The 15,955-nt window shown below is 67.1% G+C and carries 19 protein-coding genes; 12 read left to right on the top strand and 7 right to left on the bottom strand.

Annotation, left to right across the window (positions count from 1 at the left end):
- Window positions 1-23 precede the first annotated feature (23 nt).
- Window positions 24-200, bottom strand: coding sequence for a hypothetical protein (locus ABW137_RS04390; RefSeq protein WP_526397258.1), 177 nt, complete (start codon window positions 198-200; stop codon window positions 24-26).
- A gap of 186 nt (window positions 201-386) precedes the next feature.
- On the opposite strand from ABW137_RS04390, the gene dapB reads away from it, so the two are divergent.
- Genes dapB through ABW137_RS04375 form a run of 3 tightly spaced genes read left to right on the top strand, consistent with a single transcriptional unit; the run spans window position 387 to window position 2,075 of the window.
- Entirely contained in the window at window positions 387-1,121 is a 735-nt protein-coding gene (gene dapB, locus ABW137_RS04385) for a 4-hydroxy-tetrahydrodipicolinate reductase (RefSeq protein ID WP_526397256.1), read from the top strand.
- Window positions 1,122-1,149: 28 nt separating this feature from the next.
- Window positions 1,150-1,623, top strand: coding sequence for a hypothetical protein (locus tag ABW137_RS04380; protein WP_526397254.1), 474 nt, complete (start codon window positions 1,150-1,152; stop codon window positions 1,621-1,623).
- Window positions 1,620-2,075 (top strand): flavodoxin family protein, encoded by a 456-nt coding sequence (locus tag ABW137_RS04375; RefSeq protein WP_526397252.1) that lies wholly within the window; start codon window positions 1,620-1,622, stop codon window positions 2,073-2,075. The genes ABW137_RS04380 and ABW137_RS04375 overlap by 4 nt, the downstream gene beginning before the upstream one ends.
- A 13-nt stretch (window positions 2,076-2,088) precedes the next feature.
- Here the strand turns inward: ABW137_RS04375 and ABW137_RS04370 are convergent, their stop codons facing one another.
- Entirely contained in the window at window positions 2,089-2,466 is a 378-nt protein-coding gene (locus ABW137_RS04370) for a DUF202 domain-containing protein (RefSeq protein WP_526397250.1), read from the bottom strand.
- A 156-nt stretch (window positions 2,467-2,622) separates the two neighbouring features.
- On the opposite strand from ABW137_RS04370, the gene ABW137_RS04365 reads away from it, so the two are divergent.
- On the top strand, window positions 2,623-3,087 hold the full coding sequence (locus ABW137_RS04365; RefSeq protein WP_526397262.1) for a hypothetical protein: 465 nt from the start codon (window positions 2,623-2,625) through the stop codon (window positions 3,085-3,087).
- Here the strand turns inward: ABW137_RS04365 and ABW137_RS04360 are convergent.
- Both ABW137_RS04360 and ABW137_RS04355 read right to left on the bottom strand, forming a co-directional pair.
- The gene (locus ABW137_RS04360; protein WP_526397248.1) at window positions 3,081-4,010 is read right to left on the bottom strand and encodes an HpcH/HpaI aldolase/citrate lyase family protein; all 930 of its coding nucleotides are present in this window, start codon (window positions 4,008-4,010) and stop codon (window positions 3,081-3,083) included. The two genes, ABW137_RS04365 and ABW137_RS04360, sit on opposite strands and share 7 nt — an antisense overlap.
- Before the next feature lie 54 nt (window positions 4,011-4,064).
- Window positions 4,065-4,805, bottom strand: a complete 741-nt coding sequence (locus tag ABW137_RS04355; RefSeq protein WP_526397246.1) for a dienelactone hydrolase family protein — start codon at window positions 4,803-4,805, stop codon at window positions 4,065-4,067.
- An 89-nt stretch (window positions 4,806-4,894) separates the two neighbouring features.
- Here ABW137_RS04355 and ABW137_RS04350 point away from each other — a divergent pair, with 89 nt between their 5' ends.
- From ABW137_RS04350 to ABW137_RS04315, 8 genes are all read left to right on the top strand, one after another.
- Window positions 4,895-5,713: a thymidylate synthase gene (locus ABW137_RS04350; protein ID WP_526397260.1), complete on the top strand. Its 819-nt coding sequence runs from the start codon at window positions 4,895-4,897 to the stop codon at window positions 5,711-5,713.
- Window positions 5,710-6,192 carry a dihydrofolate reductase gene (locus ABW137_RS04345; RefSeq protein WP_526397244.1) on the top strand — a complete coding sequence of 161 codons (483 nt, stop codon included), beginning with the start codon at window positions 5,710-5,712 and terminating at the stop codon, window positions 6,190-6,192. Before ABW137_RS04350 ends, ABW137_RS04345 begins: the two co-directional genes overlap by 4 nt.
- Window positions 6,189-7,394: a winged helix-turn-helix domain-containing protein gene (locus ABW137_RS04340; protein WP_526397242.1), complete on the top strand. Its 1,206-nt coding sequence runs from the start codon at window positions 6,189-6,191 to the stop codon at window positions 7,392-7,394. The genes ABW137_RS04345 and ABW137_RS04340 overlap by 4 nt, the downstream gene beginning before the upstream one ends.
- Window positions 7,395-7,556: 162 nt before the next feature.
- Window positions 7,557-10,331 carry a helix-turn-helix transcriptional regulator gene (locus ABW137_RS04335; protein ID WP_526397240.1) on the top strand — a complete coding sequence of 925 codons (2,775 nt, stop codon included), beginning with the start codon at window positions 7,557-7,559 and terminating at the stop codon, window positions 10,329-10,331.
- A gap of 90 nt (window positions 10,332-10,421) precedes the next feature.
- Window positions 10,422-11,243, top strand: a complete 822-nt coding sequence (locus ABW137_RS04330) for a hypothetical protein (protein WP_526397238.1) — start codon at window positions 10,422-10,424, stop codon at window positions 11,241-11,243.
- A complete protein-coding gene (locus ABW137_RS04325; protein ID WP_526397236.1) occupies window positions 11,240-11,725 on the top strand; it encodes a hypothetical protein in 486 nt (161 codons plus the stop codon). Before ABW137_RS04330 ends, ABW137_RS04325 begins: the two co-directional genes overlap by 4 nt.
- A 22-nt stretch (window positions 11,726-11,747) precedes the next feature.
- Window positions 11,748-12,536, top strand: coding sequence for a spore germination YkwD domain-containing protein (locus ABW137_RS04320; RefSeq protein WP_526397234.1), 789 nt, complete (start codon window positions 11,748-11,750; stop codon window positions 12,534-12,536).
- Window positions 12,533-13,024: a hypothetical protein gene (locus ABW137_RS04315; RefSeq protein ID WP_526397232.1), complete on the top strand. Its 492-nt coding sequence runs from the start codon at window positions 12,533-12,535 to the stop codon at window positions 13,022-13,024. Before ABW137_RS04320 ends, ABW137_RS04315 begins: the two co-directional genes overlap by 4 nt.
- A 201-nt stretch (window positions 13,025-13,225) precedes the next feature.
- Here ABW137_RS04315 and ABW137_RS04310 read toward each other — a convergent pair whose 3' ends face one another.
- From ABW137_RS04310 to ABW137_RS04300, 3 genes are all read right to left on the bottom strand, one after another.
- Complete coding sequence (locus ABW137_RS04310) at window positions 13,226-13,810, bottom strand: tRNA-specific adenosine deaminase (protein ID WP_526397230.1); 585 nt, start codon at window positions 13,808-13,810, stop codon at window positions 13,226-13,228.
- Window positions 13,811-13,841: 31 nt separating this feature from the next.
- Window positions 13,842-15,227 (bottom strand): amino acid permease, encoded by a 1,386-nt coding sequence (locus ABW137_RS04305; RefSeq protein ID WP_526397228.1) that lies wholly within the window; start codon window positions 15,225-15,227, stop codon window positions 13,842-13,844.
- A gap of 27 nt (window positions 15,228-15,254) precedes the next feature.
- On the bottom strand, window positions 15,255-15,955 hold a 701-nt coding region (locus tag ABW137_RS04300), incomplete at its 5' end, for a proline iminopeptidase-family hydrolase (protein WP_526397226.1).

Raw genomic sequence — 15,955 nt, 5'->3', positions numbered from 1 at the left:
GGTGCCCCTGAACCGTGGGACGGTTAGCGGCCGTTGCCGAAGGTGACGGTGGGCGAGCCAAGGCCCGTGGGGTGCTGGATGTCGCTGATCCACTGGTGGTGGTCGACGTCGGCGTTGGCGGGGGCGGCCAGTCCGAACACTGCGGCGGCGAAGCCCGCGGCGATGGCGGTGGTGATGGAGGCGATCGTCAGGTTCTTCATGATCCTTCTTCTTTCTGGAGTTCGTGGTCTCTGCTCCGGTGGGGAGGCCATCCCGGCCGGTCTGCCAGGTGTAACCGGCAGGTCAGGGGATTGATTTCCGTTGGCAGCGATTGAGCGGCGGGTGGCAGGAATCGAGCCCTTCCGCGCCGTGGAACGGCAATCTCGGGGCCAAGTAGGCTGCCTGCCATGCGTGTGGGAGTACTGGGAGCCAGGGGCAAGGTCGGGGCCACCATCGTCGAAGCCGTCGACGCCGCCAGCGACCTCGAGCTCTCCGCGGAGGTCGACGCCGGTGATCCCCTGTCGATGTTCACCGACACCGATACCGAGGTCGTCGTCGACTTCACCCATCCCGACGTCGTGATGGCCAACCTGGAGTTCCTGATCGGGGCGGGCATCAACGCGGTCGTCGGCACCACGGGGTTCACCGACGAGCGCATCGAACGGGTTCGGTCCTGGCTCGCCGACAAGCCCGGCGTCGCGGTGCTCATCGCGCCGAACTTCGCGATCGGCGCCGTGCTATCGATGCAGTTCGCCAAGCAGGCCGCACGATTCTTCGAGTCCGTCGAGGTGATCGAGCTGCACCACCCGCACAAGGCCGACGCCCCGTCGGGCACCGCTGCCCGCACCGCCAGACTGATCGCCGAAGCGCGAAAGGGCATGCCGCCCAACCCAGATGCCACCAGCACGGGAATCGAGGGAGCGAGAGGGGCCGACGTCGACGGCGTCCCCGTCCACTCGATCCGGTTGGCCGGGCTCGTCGCGCATCAGGAGGTGCTCTTCGGCACCCAGGGGGAGACGCTGACGATCCGACACGACAGCCTGGACCGGACGTCGTTCGTGCCCGGCGTTCTCCTCGCGGTCCGCAACGTCGCCGATCACCCCGGACTCACCGTCGGGATCGAACCCCTCATGGGATTGTGACGAGCGCTCGCGCGGGGAATCGACGCCCATGACGAAGGACGACGGGTCGCGAGCGCTGCGCATCCAGCTGCTGATCGGCTTCATGTGCGTGGCGATGGTCGTGTACTTCGTCTTGCTCGGTCGGGCCGGGGTCCTGCTCATCGCGTCGGGTCGTCCCGCAGCCATCGGGCTGGGCATCGCCGTCTTCCTTCTGCCCGTCGTCGGCGCGTGGGCGATGGTCGCCACGCTGCGTGCGGGGTTCGCCCATCAGCGGCTGGCCCGGCTCGCCCGCGAGCAGGGCATGGATCTCGATGTCAGCGACCTGCCGCGCAGGCCATCGGGTCGCATCGAGCGCGAGGCTGCCGACGCACTCTTCGACACCGTGCGGGCCGAGGTCGAGGATGATCCCGACGACTGGCGGCGGTGGTACCGGCTGGCCCGCGCGTACGACTACGCGGGGGACAGGGGACGGGCGCGGGAGACCATGAAGAAGGCCGTCGCGATGCAGGAGCAGCGGCCATGAGCACGACGCTGCTGATCGTGCACCACACGCCGTCCCCGCACTGTCAGGAGATGTTCGAGGCCGTCGTGGCCGGGGCCACGGACCCTGAGATCGACGGCGTCGAGGTGGTCCGCCGTCCGGCGCTCATCGTCTCGCCGGTCGAGATGCTGGAGGCCGACGGCTACCTGCTCGGTACTCCGGCGAACCTCGGATACGTCTCGGGTGCGCTCAAGCACGCCTTCGACCAAAGCTACTACCAGCTGCTCGACGCGACGCGAGGGAGGCCGTTCGGGCTGTGGCTGCACGGCAACGAAGGCACTGAGGGGGCCGAGCGCGCGGTGGACGGCATCACCGCCGGGCTGGGCTGGGTGAAGGCGGCCGAATACGTGGTGGTGTCGGGCAAGCCGAGCAAGTCAGACGTCGAGGCGTGCTGGAATCTCGGCGCGACCGTCGCGGCGACCCTGATGGGGTGATCGCCGCGGTGCATCACAGCCTGAATGCGACGGCGATCAGACTGAGGCAGCCCAGAAAGGCGATCAAACCGGCCATGATGCCGGCCACCGAGTACGGCATCGGGCCTGCCTCGGCCTCCAGGGCCCTCATCTGTTGGCGGTGCTGAATCCACGCCAGCGCCAGCGCGGCGAGGCCGACGACGATCATCGTCATCCCGAGGACCCAGGGGCTGAAGATCGGCTCACGGCGCCGCTCGCTGATCGCGAGATACTCGAAGAACTTGTAGATGGTGAACCCAAAACCGATCAGCGACATACTCGTTCGAATCCAGGCCATCAGGGTGCGCTCCTGCGCGAGGCGCGTGCGTTGCAGAGCCAGTCGCGTGGACGCGTCGAGCGGTGGTGATGTCATGTCGTCCGTTCAGCCGTGCCAACGATGCCGACGATGCCACATGGCAAACCAGGGCGCCGATTCCCGGACCAAAGGGACCGGCGCTTCACGGCATCGACGGGCCTGGTCGGCATCTACGCTGGCCCCGACGTCGTCGATTCCGATGAAGGAGCGCAGATGGCTGGTATCGCCGAATTCGCACTCGCTGGTGCGCCGATCGCCGGGGGAGCGCTGCTCGGCGTGCTCGCGGGCAATCTGAAGGCGCCGGACATTCGGGCGGTCGTCAAGGAGGACATGGACCTGCTGGACCGGCTTCCCCCCGAGCAGGCCGAACGGCGCGCGGAACTGCAGCGTGTCATCGACTTGCGGATCGACGGCTTGATCGCCGCGGTGGACAAGCAGCGTTCGATGCTCGACGTCGCCACGTCCTATCGGGGTAACTGGCGCGACATCGTGGTGTTCGTTTGCGCGATCCTGTTCACGATCGTCTGGTGGAACGTCAGCCACAGCCGTGCGAACTGGTTGGTGATGTTCATCGTGATGATCGTGGTGTCGGTCGCGGCAGGCATCTACGCCGCGCGCGGGATCCTCTTGGCCCTCCAGACCTTCCTGCGTGGGCGACGGGCCGACAGCGGTCAGTAGTGGTAGGTGTCCGACGGGGCGGGCACGTGGTCGGGATCGTCGCCGAACTCCGGAGTGTGGATGCCGTACGCCTTCGCCAGGTCCAGGATCTTGGTGGCGCGGGCAATGCGGGGCAGATCCGAGCCGTTGCGAATCTCACCGCCGTCGCGCTGGAACTCTGCGAAGAACTCGTTGGCCCAGGAGATCTCGTCTTGGGACGGCGAAAGGCCCTCGTTCACCGCGGGGCACTGATCAGGCGTCAGGCAGATCTTGCCGGTCATGCCGAACTCGACGGAGACCGCGCTGGCCTCGATGAGCTTGAGCGCACTCGAGCCGATCGTCGGCCCGTCGATCGCACTGGGCAGATGCGCTGCCTTCGCGGCGATGGTGAAGCGCGAGCGCGCGTAGGCAAGGGTGGCCGGGTTGTCCCCGAAGCCCGTGTCGCGGCGGAAGTCGCCGATGCCGAAGGCAAGTCGGAACGTGCCCTTCGTCGCGGCGATCTCGGTGATGCGCTCCAATCCGCGAGCGGTTTCGACGAGCGCCACGATCGGCACGTCGGGTAACCGCTTGGCCGTTTCGATCACGTGATCGACGGATTCGACCATCGCCAGCATCACCCCGCCGACCGAGGTCTGCGACAACATTTCGAGGTCGTCGGCCCACCAGCGCGTGCCGAAGCCGTTGACCCGAACCCAATCGGTGTTGCCAGCGACCAGCCAGTCCTTGACGTTGTCACGCGCCGCGGCCTTGTCCTTGGGCGCTACCGCATCCTCGATGTCGAGGACGACGATGTCGGCGCGGGAGTGAGCCGCCGGGGCGAAGCGGTCCTTCTGAGCGCCGTTGACCAGGAGCCAGCTTCTGGCCAGGACCGGGTCGATCCGGAATCCAGGGTCGGAAGGGTCGATGCTCGAAGCCGGATCATTGCCGGTGGCCTGGTCATACACCCGTCAATCGTGGCCTAAGCGGTGATGGCGAGGCAAACGGATGCCGATCGGCGGTCAGCCCAGCTTGGCGCCGAAGAAGCTCTCCATCGCGTCGTAGTGACGCCGTGCGGCGTCGGCGTCGTACACGGCGAGGTGGTCGCGCACCGCGAATCCGTGCCCGGCGGGGTAGAACTCGATGGTGTGCTCGACACCCGCCGCGGTGAGCGCCTTGTCCAAGGTCTCGGCGGCCTCGGGGGTGAACGACTGGTCCTCCTCGGCGCCCGCGACGTAGACCGCGGCGCGGATCTGGTCGGCCAGCAGGTGGGGGCTGCCCGGATCGTCGGAGGCGAGCCCGCCGCCGTGGAACGACATCGCCGCCGCAACCCGGTCGGGGACCCGTCCCGCCACGATGAGGGAGTAGCGCCCACCCATGCAGTACCCGGTGGTGCCGAACGTCGTGCCGCTGACCTCGGGCCGTGATTCGAGGTAGTCGAAGAAGGCCGTCGAGTCGGCGGCCATGATCTCCGGAGTCAGGCTGGTCATCATGGACATGATTCGGGCCCGCTCGTCGGGATCGCCGAAGGCGGTGGTGATGTCGAACGGCGCCCAGTCGCCCGCGCGGTAGAAGACGTCGGGCACCAGCACGGCGTAGCCGTAGCTCGCCAACTTCTGCGCCATCTCCTCCATCACCGGGCGTCTGCCCGCTGCGTCGGGATACATCACGACGCCAGGCCACGGGCCGTCACCCTCGGGTGTGGCGAGCGTGACCGGACACGTTCCGTCGGGTGTGGTGATGGTGTCGGTGATGATCGGCATGCAGATATTCTCCCGTCGCGTCGCTCGCCCCTTACCGTTCTACTCCTGCCCTCTGGTCGTAAGCTGGGCGCGTGCCGCCTACGACCGACATCCCGGGTCGCTCCGTTCCTGCCCTCCGAACGCCGTACGAGGACCTGCTGCGCCTGGTTCTCGAAACCGGTACCCCGAAGTCCGATCGCACCGGCACCGGAACCCGCAGCCTGTTCGGTCATCAGCTGCGATACGACCTGGCCGGGGGCTTTCCCCTGATCACCACGAAGAAGGTGCACCTCAAGTCGGTCGTCTACGAGCTGCTGTGGTTCCTGCGCGGCGACTCCAACGTGGCGTGGCTGCACGAGCACGGTGTCACCATCTGGGATGAATGGGCAAGCGAGACAGGCGATCTCGGGCCGATCTACGGTGTGCAGTGGAGATCTTGGCCCACGCCATCCGGCGAGCACGTCGACCAGATCAGCGCGTCGCTCGAGCTGCTCAAGCGCGATCCCGACTCCAGGCGCAACATCGTGTCGGCGTGGAACGTCGGCGAGATCCCACAGATGGCGTTGCCGCCGTGCCACGCCTTCTTCCAGTTCTACGTCGCCGACGGAAAGCTGTCCTGTCAGCTGTACCAGCGCAGTGCGGATCTGTTCCTCGGTGTGCCGTTCAACATCGCCAGCTATGCGCTGCTGACGCACATGATGGCGGCTCAGGCCGGGCTGGGCGTCGGTGAGTTCGTGTGGACAGGCGGTGACTGCCACGTGTACGACAACCACGTCGAGCAGGTCGCGCTGCAGCTCAGCCGGGACCCGCGGCCGTATCCGGAATTGGTTCTGGCGCCTCGGGATTCGATCTTCGACTACACCTACGACGACATTGCGATCGTCAACTACGATCCGCACCCGGGGATCAAGGCACCCGTCGCGGTATGACGGTCGGGCTGATATGGGCCCAGTCGACGTCGGGAGTCATCGGGCGCGACAACGGCATTCCCTGGCGCCTGCCCGAGGACCAGGCGCGATTCAAGGAACTCACCGTGGGCAACACCGTGGTCATGGGGCGACTCACCTGGGAGTCCCTGCCCGCGAAGGTGCGGCCGCTGCCCGGGCGCAGAAATGTCGTACTCACCCGGCAAGCTGGCTACATGGCCGACGGAGCGACGGTGGTGGACAACCTGGACGAGGCGGTGTCCGACGAGGGGACCTGGGTGATCGGGGGTGCGCAGATCTACACGCTGGCGCTACCGTTGGCCACCCGGTGCGAGGTCACCGAGGTGGACGTGACCTTGCCTCGGGAGGACGAGGACGCCGTCGCTCCGGTACTCGCCGAGGACTGGGTCTGCACCGAGGACGACTGGCTGACCAGTGACGCCGGAATCCGCTACCGGTTCCTGAGTTACCGGCGGCCATGAGGCTCACCGCAGACCAGGCGCGCCGAGTGGCCGTCGCGGCGCAGGGTTTCGCCGAGCGCAAGCCCGCAGGTCCGGTGTCGCGATCGCACCTCAAGCGGCTGGTGTCTCGGATCCAGGTGCTGCAGCTGGACTCCGTGTCCGTCGCCGTGCGAGCCCACTATGCGCCGGTGTTCAGCCGCCTCGGCCCGTACGACCGGACCGTGCTCGAGCGGGCCGCGTGGAGCCACTCGGCCCGCGCACCGCGACTGTTGGTCGAGTACTGGGCGCACGAGGCCGCGCTGATGGCGGTCGACGACTGGCCGCTGCTTCGGTGGCGCATGCGCGAGTACGCCGACGGGCGCTGGGGCAAGGAGATCGTCCGCAAGAACCGGCAACTGGCCGACGACGTCATCGCGGCGGTCGGGGAGCTGGGGCCGTCGACGGCCGGGCAGATCGAGGCGCACCTGGAGTCCGAACCCCGCGGTCGCAAGGGTCCGTGGTGGGACCGCAGCGACACCAAGTGGGTGGCCGAGGCGCTGTTCGCGTCCGGCGTCCTGACCACCGCCACCCGGGTCGGCTTCGCCAGGCACTACGACCTCAGCGAGCGCGTCCTCCCGCCCGAGGTGTTCACCCGTGACGTCGACGACGTCGAAGCCGTCCGCGAACTGGTGCTCCGCGGGGCCACCGCCCTGGGCGTCGCGACCGAGACCGACATCCGCGACTACTTCCGGCTGGGTGCCAACCAGGCCAAACCGGTGATCGCGGATTTGGTAGCCGAGGGTGAGCTCGAACCCGTCGACGTCGACGGGTGGGGTGCGCCCGCCTATCTGCGGGTCGGTCAAACCGTGCCGCGCGCCAGCCGCGGGACCGCGCTGCTGTGCCCATTCGACCCGTTGATCTTCTTCCGGCCGCGGGTCGAGCGGGTCTTCGGGTTCCACTACCGCATCGAGATCTACGTGCCCGAGCCCAAACGCCAGTTCGGTTACTACGTGTGGCCCTTTCTGCTCGACGGACAGCTGGTCGGCCGGGTGGATCTCAAGGCCGAGCGCACCCGGGACGCCTTGCACGTGCCCGGTGCGTTCGCCGAGCCGGGTCAGGACGGGCAGCGGGTGGCCGAAGCGCTGGCCGGTGAATTGCGCACGATGGCAACCTGGTTGGGCCTGGGCGACGTGACGGTGGGGAACCGCGGTGATCTGGCGACCGCGTTGAAGCGCGCGCTCTGACCTCGATGTCGCGCGAGGGGTTTCCGATTCGGCGAACGCGGCTAGAAGTGCCTGAGGCGCTTGAGCAAATGCGTGGGCGGGGTGACGTGCTACCAAGTTCGTGATGCCATGCCTTGCCTGAGGCTCTCGTCGAGCATGACCGTCGAAGATGGAGGATCATGAATGGGTGATCGGTCGGTGACGGCTTCGCGTCCGTTGGGTCGTTCGGCCGAAACCCAGGTGGTGACACGGTTTCTCGCGCCGGATTTCACCCGTCCCGCTGCGCTGGTCGTGGAGGGTGAGCCGGGAATCGGCAAGACCACGCTCTGGCTGGCCGGGGTCGAGCAGGCGCGGGTGAACGGGTTTCACGTGCTCCTGGCGCGGCCCGCAGCCGCGGAGTCGGCGCTGTCGTACTCCTCGCTGGCCGACCTCCTCGGCGGCGTCGACACCGCCATCCTGTCCGAGCTACCGGATCCGCAACGACGGGCGCTGGACCACATTCTGCTGCGGGCCGATGCGGGGGAGGCGCCGACTGACCCGCGAGCCGTCTCGGCGGCTCTGCTCGCGGTCCTGGAGCGGCTCGCGATCGAATCACCAGTGCTAGTGGCGATCGACGACCTGCAGTGGCTCGACACGTCCAGCGCCAACGCGGTTGCCTTTGCGGTGCGACGGCTCGCAGGCCCGGTGGCGGTGTTCGCCACGACCCGCAGCGACCGTGACAGCGTCACCGCAACGTCGTGGCTGCACCCGCCCACACCCGATGCCATCCGTCGGATCCCATTGCGGCCGTTGGACGTCAGCGGCCTACACGACGTCATCGCAGACCGCTTCGGGAGGTCGTTTTCACGCTCGACCGTGGCGAGTATCTACGAGGTATCGGGCGGGAACCCGTTCTATGGCCTCGAACTGGCGCGGTCGTTGGAAGGCCACACGCTCGCCTCGACGTCGCTGCCCGCCTCACTTGCCGAGCTGGTGGGCGCCAGGGTCGACAGTCTCGGTGACGACGTCCGCACTGCCCTGCTCGCCATGGCCTGTCTCGCGGCGCCGACCACAGACCTCGTCGCTCGCGCAATCGGCACCACCGCCGCGGACCTCGTGGCCCTGCTCGTGGACCCCGAGAGCACCGGTGTCGTCGAAATCGATGGTCGCCATCTGCGTTTCGGTCATCCGCTTCTCGCCAGAGGCGTTTACACCGACACCGCACCGGCCCACCGTCGGGCCATGCACGAGAGGCTGGCCGGCCTCGTCGCCGATCCGGAGTCGCGGGCCAGGCATCTTGCGCTGGCAGCGACGAGCGCGACCCCCGAACTGCTCGCATCGCTGGACATCGCGGCCGACCTGGCGCGCAAGCGCGGTGCGCCCGCGGCCGCGGCCGAACTGCTGGACCTCGGACTCGAACTGGGTGGTGACACGCCGGAGCGTGAGATCCGCTCGGCTGGTCATCACCTCCGAGCGGGCAACCCCGACCGCGCGAGGAAGCTCCTCAACATGGCCATCGGGCACGTGGAGCCCGGGGCGCTCCGCGCTGGTGCGCTCATGACGCTGGCCGTCGTCGAACTGTTCGACGACAGCTTCCTCGAAGGCGTGGGTGTGCTCGAGCGCGGGTTGGGCGAGGTCGGCGACAACCTTGCATTGAAAGCGCGGATGCTGGTCACCCTCTCGTTCGCCCTGCTGAACGTGGGCCGACCCGCGGAGGCGCTCGACAAGATCGAGCATGCCGTTCTCGCCGCCACGGGATCCATGGCTCCTGCTCTGCTCAGTCAGGCACTCGGCATGCGCGCGATGGTGCGATTCGTGCAGGGCAAGGGATTTGATCAAGCCGACGTGCGTCGCGCGCTGGACATGGAGGCCCCCAACCCGAGCGTCCCGATCGCGTTTCGCCCGACCGTCCAGAACGCCTTGCTGATGGCGTGGTCGGGACGACTCGGCAGCGCGCGGGACGCCTTGCTCTCCATCCGGCGCGACTGCCTCGAGCGTGGCGCGGAGGCTGAGTTGATCTTCGTCTCCTTCCACGCGTGCTTCGTGGCGCTCTGGCTCGGAGAGTTGGACGAAGCCAGTCGGCTGGCCGAGGACACCGTGGAGCGCGCGCAGCAATTGGGCGGCAACGTCTCCCGGTTCATCGCGTTGACGACCCGCGCGTCGGCACGTTGCTACGCCGGCCGTGAGAGCGACGCCCGATCCGACGTCGAGGAGGCCACGGCGGCCAGCGTGCGCAGCGGCTTCATGGCCATGGCCGTGTGGCCAGTCACCGTGCTCGGGTTCCTGGAGGTGTCGCTGGGCCGCTACCAGGCCGCGTTGGCCACCTTGGCTCCGTTGATGGCCAAGATCACGACCGCCCCCGAGGCGGCGGAGATCATTGCCGCGGCCTTCATTCCCGACGCCGTCGAAGCGCTGGTGATGCTGGACCGGCTCGACGACGCCGAGCCGCTGATCGAGGTCCTCGAACGCAACGGCAGCAGGCTCGACCGGCCCTGGATGTTGGCCGTCGGCGGCCGGTGTCGTGGCATGCTTCTCGCCGCGCGGGGTGACGCCGACGAGGCGCGCCGTACCACGGAGCTGGCGCTCGCCGAGCACGACCGCATTCCGATGCCCTTCGAGCGGGCCCGAACACTGCTGGTGCTGAGCAGGATTCAGCGCCAACAGCGTCAGAGCGAGGCGGCGACGGGTTCACTCGAGGAAGCGTTGCGGGTCTTCGAGCGGCTCGGCACGCCACTCTGGGCCGCCCGTGCCCGCGCCGAGCTTGACCGCTCCGCGATCGATGCGCGCAGGCAGACGCTCACCACATCCGAGCAGAAGGTCGCACGACTGACGGCATCGGGCATGACCAACGGTGAGGTTGCCGCCACGTTGTTCGTCAGCCCGAAGACCGTGGAGTTTCACCTCGCAGGCGTCTATCGCAAACTCGGCATCCGCTCGCGAGCCGAACTTGGGCGTCACATGCGGGAGCTCGACGAGTAGAGCACCCCGGAGTTGCCCGCGTTCCTAGGGAAACACCTAGTTACTCCTTGACATCGCAACTATTAACGTCCCCGTCGAGGGGGAAACGTGATGACCAAACGCACCGCCGTGTCGATCGCCGTCGTTGGCGCGTCGTTGCTCTGGGGGGCACTCGCATCGCCTGTCGCCAGCGCCGACGACCCATTGGGCCCGATCAGGGGCGCAGTCAACGGCGACCGGACCAGGACGGCCTGCCCGGCACTCGCCTACAGCCAGGTACTCGAAGACCTCGCCCAGGCAGCGGTACGACCGGGTGACCGAACAGGTGGTGACCTCAGCGCATACAACGGGACCGCGAAGCTGACCATTGGCTGGGGGGACCCCCAAGCCGCGGCGATCAACGATGCCTACCAGAAGGGTGCAGGCCAATTGATCGGCAACTGCTCCTATACCGAGTTCGGAGTCGGATTTCATCGCGACGAAAGTCTTGAGTACGACTCGGTGAGCATCGTGTTCGGCACGCCCGCGAAGGCGGCGCCACCTCCTGCGCCCAATCCCGATCCAGTGCCGACTCCCGCCGTCCAGCAGTGTCCGGCGGGTTCGCCGACGCCGACGGTTCCGGCCTCCGGAACGTGTGCTCCCGTGCCGCCGCCGAAGGATGCCGTTCGGGTGTCGTTCGACAGAGGGTTTCAGTGGACGGTGAACGTGACGAGCACCGCGGACATCGCAGGCAAGTGCACGTACGTTGCGACCAACCCACTGTTACCCGGTGCGAACAGGAGCTTCGACATCGGGCCCAGGGGGAGTGCGAGTTTCACCGTGCTGGCTCCTCCACCGTTGTCCACGTATCACGTGGTCGTGTCGTGTACCGGTCCCTTCAATGGCGCGACCGTCGAGTTCGGTCGCGTGGAACAGGATGTGTCTGCCCAATGAGGATCAATCGCATCGGTGCCGTGGCCGCCGTGTCGGTGGCGCTTTTCTCGACCTTCGTCTTCGGCATCGCGCCGGCGGGTGCCGAACCCGGAGGCTGCCCGGCAGGTGCCACCGTCGACGGCGACGCCTGCAGCGCTCGGCTGACTTCGGTGACCGCCAAGGACTTCACGATCACCGGCACGTTGGTCGGTTCTCAGCCTCCGGTCACCCTTTCGGGGCAGCCGGCGAGCTACCTGCCCTCGAGTGGGTTCGCGACGCCGCCGGACACGGTTCAAGAGTGGGATGCGACGATCGAGCGGGTCAACAGCCTCGACCCCGCCGATCCGAATTGGTACGGCAACGGCAAGGCCAAGGCGTTCCTGCCCACGGAGCTGAATCGGCTGGCGACCCAGTTCCCGCCCGAAGCCCTCGTCGTCCGCTTCGTGCCCGACGAGTCCAATCCTGCTGTGTTCCAACTCTTGTCCGTCCAGCCGACAGCCTGACAGCCGAGAGGAATCGATGACCATGCGAACACTTGCATCGATCACCGTCGCCGTGGTTGGCGCGTCGCTGCTTTTCGGCTCCCTGGCCGCTACGCCGATCGCCGACGCCGACGACCCACTGGCCCCGATCAGGGCCGCGGTGAATGGCGACCGCTCCCAGACTCGGTGCCCGGCCTACACCTACAGTCGTGTGCTCGAGGACGCCGCCCAGGCGTGGGCGCGGGGCGGTGCGTACGGCGTGCCGGGCGGCCCGGGCGGCTACGACAAGACGCAGGTGGCCAGTGGCTCGGGTGATCCACAGGCCGCGGCGATCAACGCCGCCTACCGCGATGGTGCTGGAGGCTGGATCAGCAACTGCGACTACACCGAGTTCGGGGTCGGCTTCGTCCGGGACGAGGGTGCTGAGAACGACGTGGTGGCCATCGTGTTCGGGGCACCCGCGAAGGCGGCGCCGCCTCCCGCTGCCGTGCCGCCCTCCGCTGCCGCGCCGCCTCCCGCTGCCGTGCCGCCCCCCGCCCCACCCAAGGTCGCGCCGAAGGATGCCGTTCGGGTGTCGTTCGTCAAGGGGTTTCAGTGGACGGTGAACGTAACCAGCACCGCGGACATCGCAGGCAAGTGCACGTACGTTGCGACCAACCCACTGTTACCCGGTGCGAACAGGAGCTTCGACATCGGGCCAAGGGGGAGTGCGAGTTTCACCGTGCTGGCTCCTCCGCCGTTTTCCACGTATCACGTGGTCGTGTCGTGTACCGGTCCCTTCAATGGCGCGACCGTCGAATTCGGTCGCGTCGAGCAGGACGTGTCCGCATGATGACCATCCGTCGCACCCGTGCAATGGCAGGAATCTTCCCACTCGTGTCCGTGGCCCTCGTCCTCGGGAGCGGCCCCGCCAATGCCGAACCGATTGGCTGTCCGGCAGGCTCCATCGTCGACGAAAGTGGATGCAGCTTGCGGCTGGTCTCGGTGACCGCTGACAGCGCCCAGGGCACGATGACCGGTACGCCAGTTGGCGGCTCGACGCCGATTATCGTTGCGGGTGAGGCGGATTCGTATCTTCCGTCGACCGGGTTCGGCAGTGCTCCGCCGGATGCCGTGCAGCAGTGGGATGCGACGATCGACCGGGTCGATCATCCGTCCGACCCGAACTCGTACGGCCAAGGCAAGGCCAAGGCGTTCCTGCCCAGGCAACTGAACGAGCTTGCGACTCGCTTGCCCGCCAACACCATCGTGCTCCGATTCGTGCCCGGCGGCGAAGACCCCCGCGTATCCGTGCTGTTGTCGATTCAGCCGGTCGCCTGACCGACGCGAACCGTCGCGGGCGATGTTCATTCGGGCGGTTGCGCGTTGATACGCGCATCGTTGATCAGGTTCAGGACGCGGTGCACGTCCCGGCCGTAGTCCGTGGGCTCCCACGCGTCAGAACGTCCTCTACCAGGTGTCGCTGCTCACCCGTCAGAAAGACAAGGTCGACCTCCTTGTTCATCACCAGGTGGGGCCATCTCAGCTCAGCGGAATGTCGTGGTCGCCCTTCGATTCCTGATACCGCTCCGACAGATCGGCGTAGCGTGCCTTGATTCGCTCGGTCTTGGCCCGCAGTTCGCCACGCAGCGGCTCGTCCTCGCGCTCGACCAGGTCCGAGATCGAGTGCGCCGTCCAGAACGCGTTCTCCCGCCGGTAGCCACCGGGTTCGAGGCCGAACAACTCCTTGAGGATCACCAGGTCGTGCGGGATGGCGAAGCTGTCGCGCGAATCTTCGTGGCTGTAGAAGTAGTAGTAATTGTCGAATCCCGCCCACGTGATCGCCGACATGCACAACGTGCACGGCTCGTGAGTGGTCAGGAACACCAGATCGCTTGTCGGAGGTCGGTTCTCCAGTTGATAGAACTGGTTCAGCGTGTTGATCTCGCCGTGCAGCAACGGGTTGTCGGTCTCGTCGTTGGTGCCCGCGATGACGAGCGACAGATCCGACTTGCGCAGCAGCGCCGCACCGAAGACCTTGTTGCCCGCCGCTACTCCACGCTCGGTCAGCGGCAGGACGTCGAGGTCGATGACGTCCAGGAGGCGGGGCGCAATGGTCGTTGCCATGGCTCACCCTAAGGCCTACCGGGGCGCCGGGTCAGACGTCGGCGGTCTCCTCGGCCAGCGCGGGCACGCCCTTGCCGCGAAACACGTTGATGGCGAACACCACCGCGCCGATCACGAGCCATACCAGGCCGCCGATCTTGGCTAGTGCATCGGCGTTGAACAGTACGTAGGCGATGATCACGAAGCCCAGCGTCGGCACCACCAGGTGCAGCAGATAGTTCTTCGACTTCTGCCGCACCAGGTAGTACCAGATCACCGACAGGTGCAGCAGGCAGAAGCCGAAGAGCGCGCCGAAGTTGACCAGTGAGGAGATCAAGGCGATCTGGCCGACGAAGAACAACACCAGGACCAGGCTGATCGCACTGACGAACAGCAGGGCGGCCATCGGGACCTTGCGGCTGCTGATCGTGGATAGAAAACTCGGCAGCTGGCCGTCGCGGCTCATCGAGAAGAGCAGACGGCTGGTGGCGGCCTGGGCGGCCATCGCGTTCGCGAAGCCCACCGCCATGACGTTGACCGCGAAGAAGGCGTTCATCCACCCGGTGCTCGATGCCGCCTGGACGAGGGTGAAGAACGCGTTGCCCATCTCGTCGTCGCTGAAGGCCTCGCGGCCACCGGCGAGCAGGCTGGCCAGCCAGGTCTGCGTGACGAACAGGGCGGCCACGACGAACAGGGCGATGATCATCGCGCGGCCCGCCGGATTGCGGTGGCCAGTCGACTCCTCGGCGAGTGTCGAGATGCCATCGAAGCCAAGGAAGCTCAGCACGGCGATCGACAATGCCGCGGCCAGCAGGGGAGCGCTGACCACGTCCGGATTCCAGATGGGAAGGGTGCTCCAGCCGACGTCGGGCAGGCTCTGCCCGCTGATCGCGCGGACGGCGATGACCACGAAGATCACCACGAAGACCAGTTCGATCGCCAGGAACACGCGGTTGGCGATCTTGAGCGTGCCAATCCCCAGCAGATTGATGATCGTGTTGACCACCACGAAGACGATGGCCCACAGCCAGCGTGGCGTGCCGGGGAACAGCCCGATCATCGATTCGGCCGCGAAGACGTACAGCAGCGTGGGGACCAAGAGGTAGTCCAGGAGTATCGCCCAGCCTGCGAAGAAGCCCGCCGCCGGGTGGATGCCGCGGCCGACGTAGGAGAACACCGACCCGGCCAGCGGGAACGACTTGGCCATCTGCGCGTAGGCCAGAGCGGTGAACACCATCGCCACCAGACCGATGACATAGACCAGCGGCACCATGCCCGACGCGCTGTTGTACACGGTGCCGAAGATCGCCCACGGGGCGATCGGCACCATGAAGACCAGCCCGTAGACCAAGAGGTCGAATGTCGATACCGAGCGCTTCAGTTCCTGGGTGTACCCGAAGGATTCGAGCGTGCGCTCGGGGATGTCGGATTCTGGCATGAGGTGTCCCGTCGATCGTGGAGGTGGTCAGGCCCGGGCTGGGGCGGGATCGTGCTCGGCGAGGAACGCGGCGACGACGGCGCGGAACGCTGAAGGCTGTTCGAGATGGGTGCAGTGGCTGGCGCCGGAGAAGACGTGGCTCCGCGCGCCGGCGATGCGCTCGACGTAGGGGCGCCACGTCGCGGGCGTGGCTTCGTCGAACTCCCCGGCTAGCACCAGCGTCGGTGCGGCGACGAGGTGCAGCCGGTCGATCACCGTCCAATCCCGCAGCGTCCCGATGACGTGAAACTCGTTGGGGCCGTTCATCGTGTAATACACGGTGGGCTCGGCTTCCATCTGGTGCTCGGATGCGACGAAGTCCGCGGGCATGGGCTCGACCCGGCACACGTGGCGGCGGTAGAACTCTCCGGTGGCGGCCAGGTACTCCGGATCGGTGACGGTGCCCCCGGTTTCGTGGCGGGTCAAGGCTTCCTGGGTTTCGCCGGGAAGCTGCGCGCGCAGCTCGTTGGCTCCCGCGACCCACAGGTCCATCGAAGCGGGGGAGTTGCAGATGGACAGGGAGGCGAGTCCGTCGGGTCGACGGACGGCGATCTCAGCCCCGAGCATGCCGCCCCACGACTGACCCAGCAGGTGGTATCGGTCAGTGCCCAGCTGACGGGCTAGTTCGGTTCGTACGGCGTGGAACTCGTCGACGAACAGGCTCGGCTCCCAGAAGTCGCGGGGTGCGT

The sequence above is a fragment of the Mycobacterium sp. genome, assembly GCF_040509115.1.
Taxonomy (GTDB): Bacteria; Actinomycetota; Actinomycetes; order Mycobacteriales; family Mycobacteriaceae; genus Mycobacterium.
This window is presented reverse-complemented; position numbering and strand designations above follow the sequence as displayed.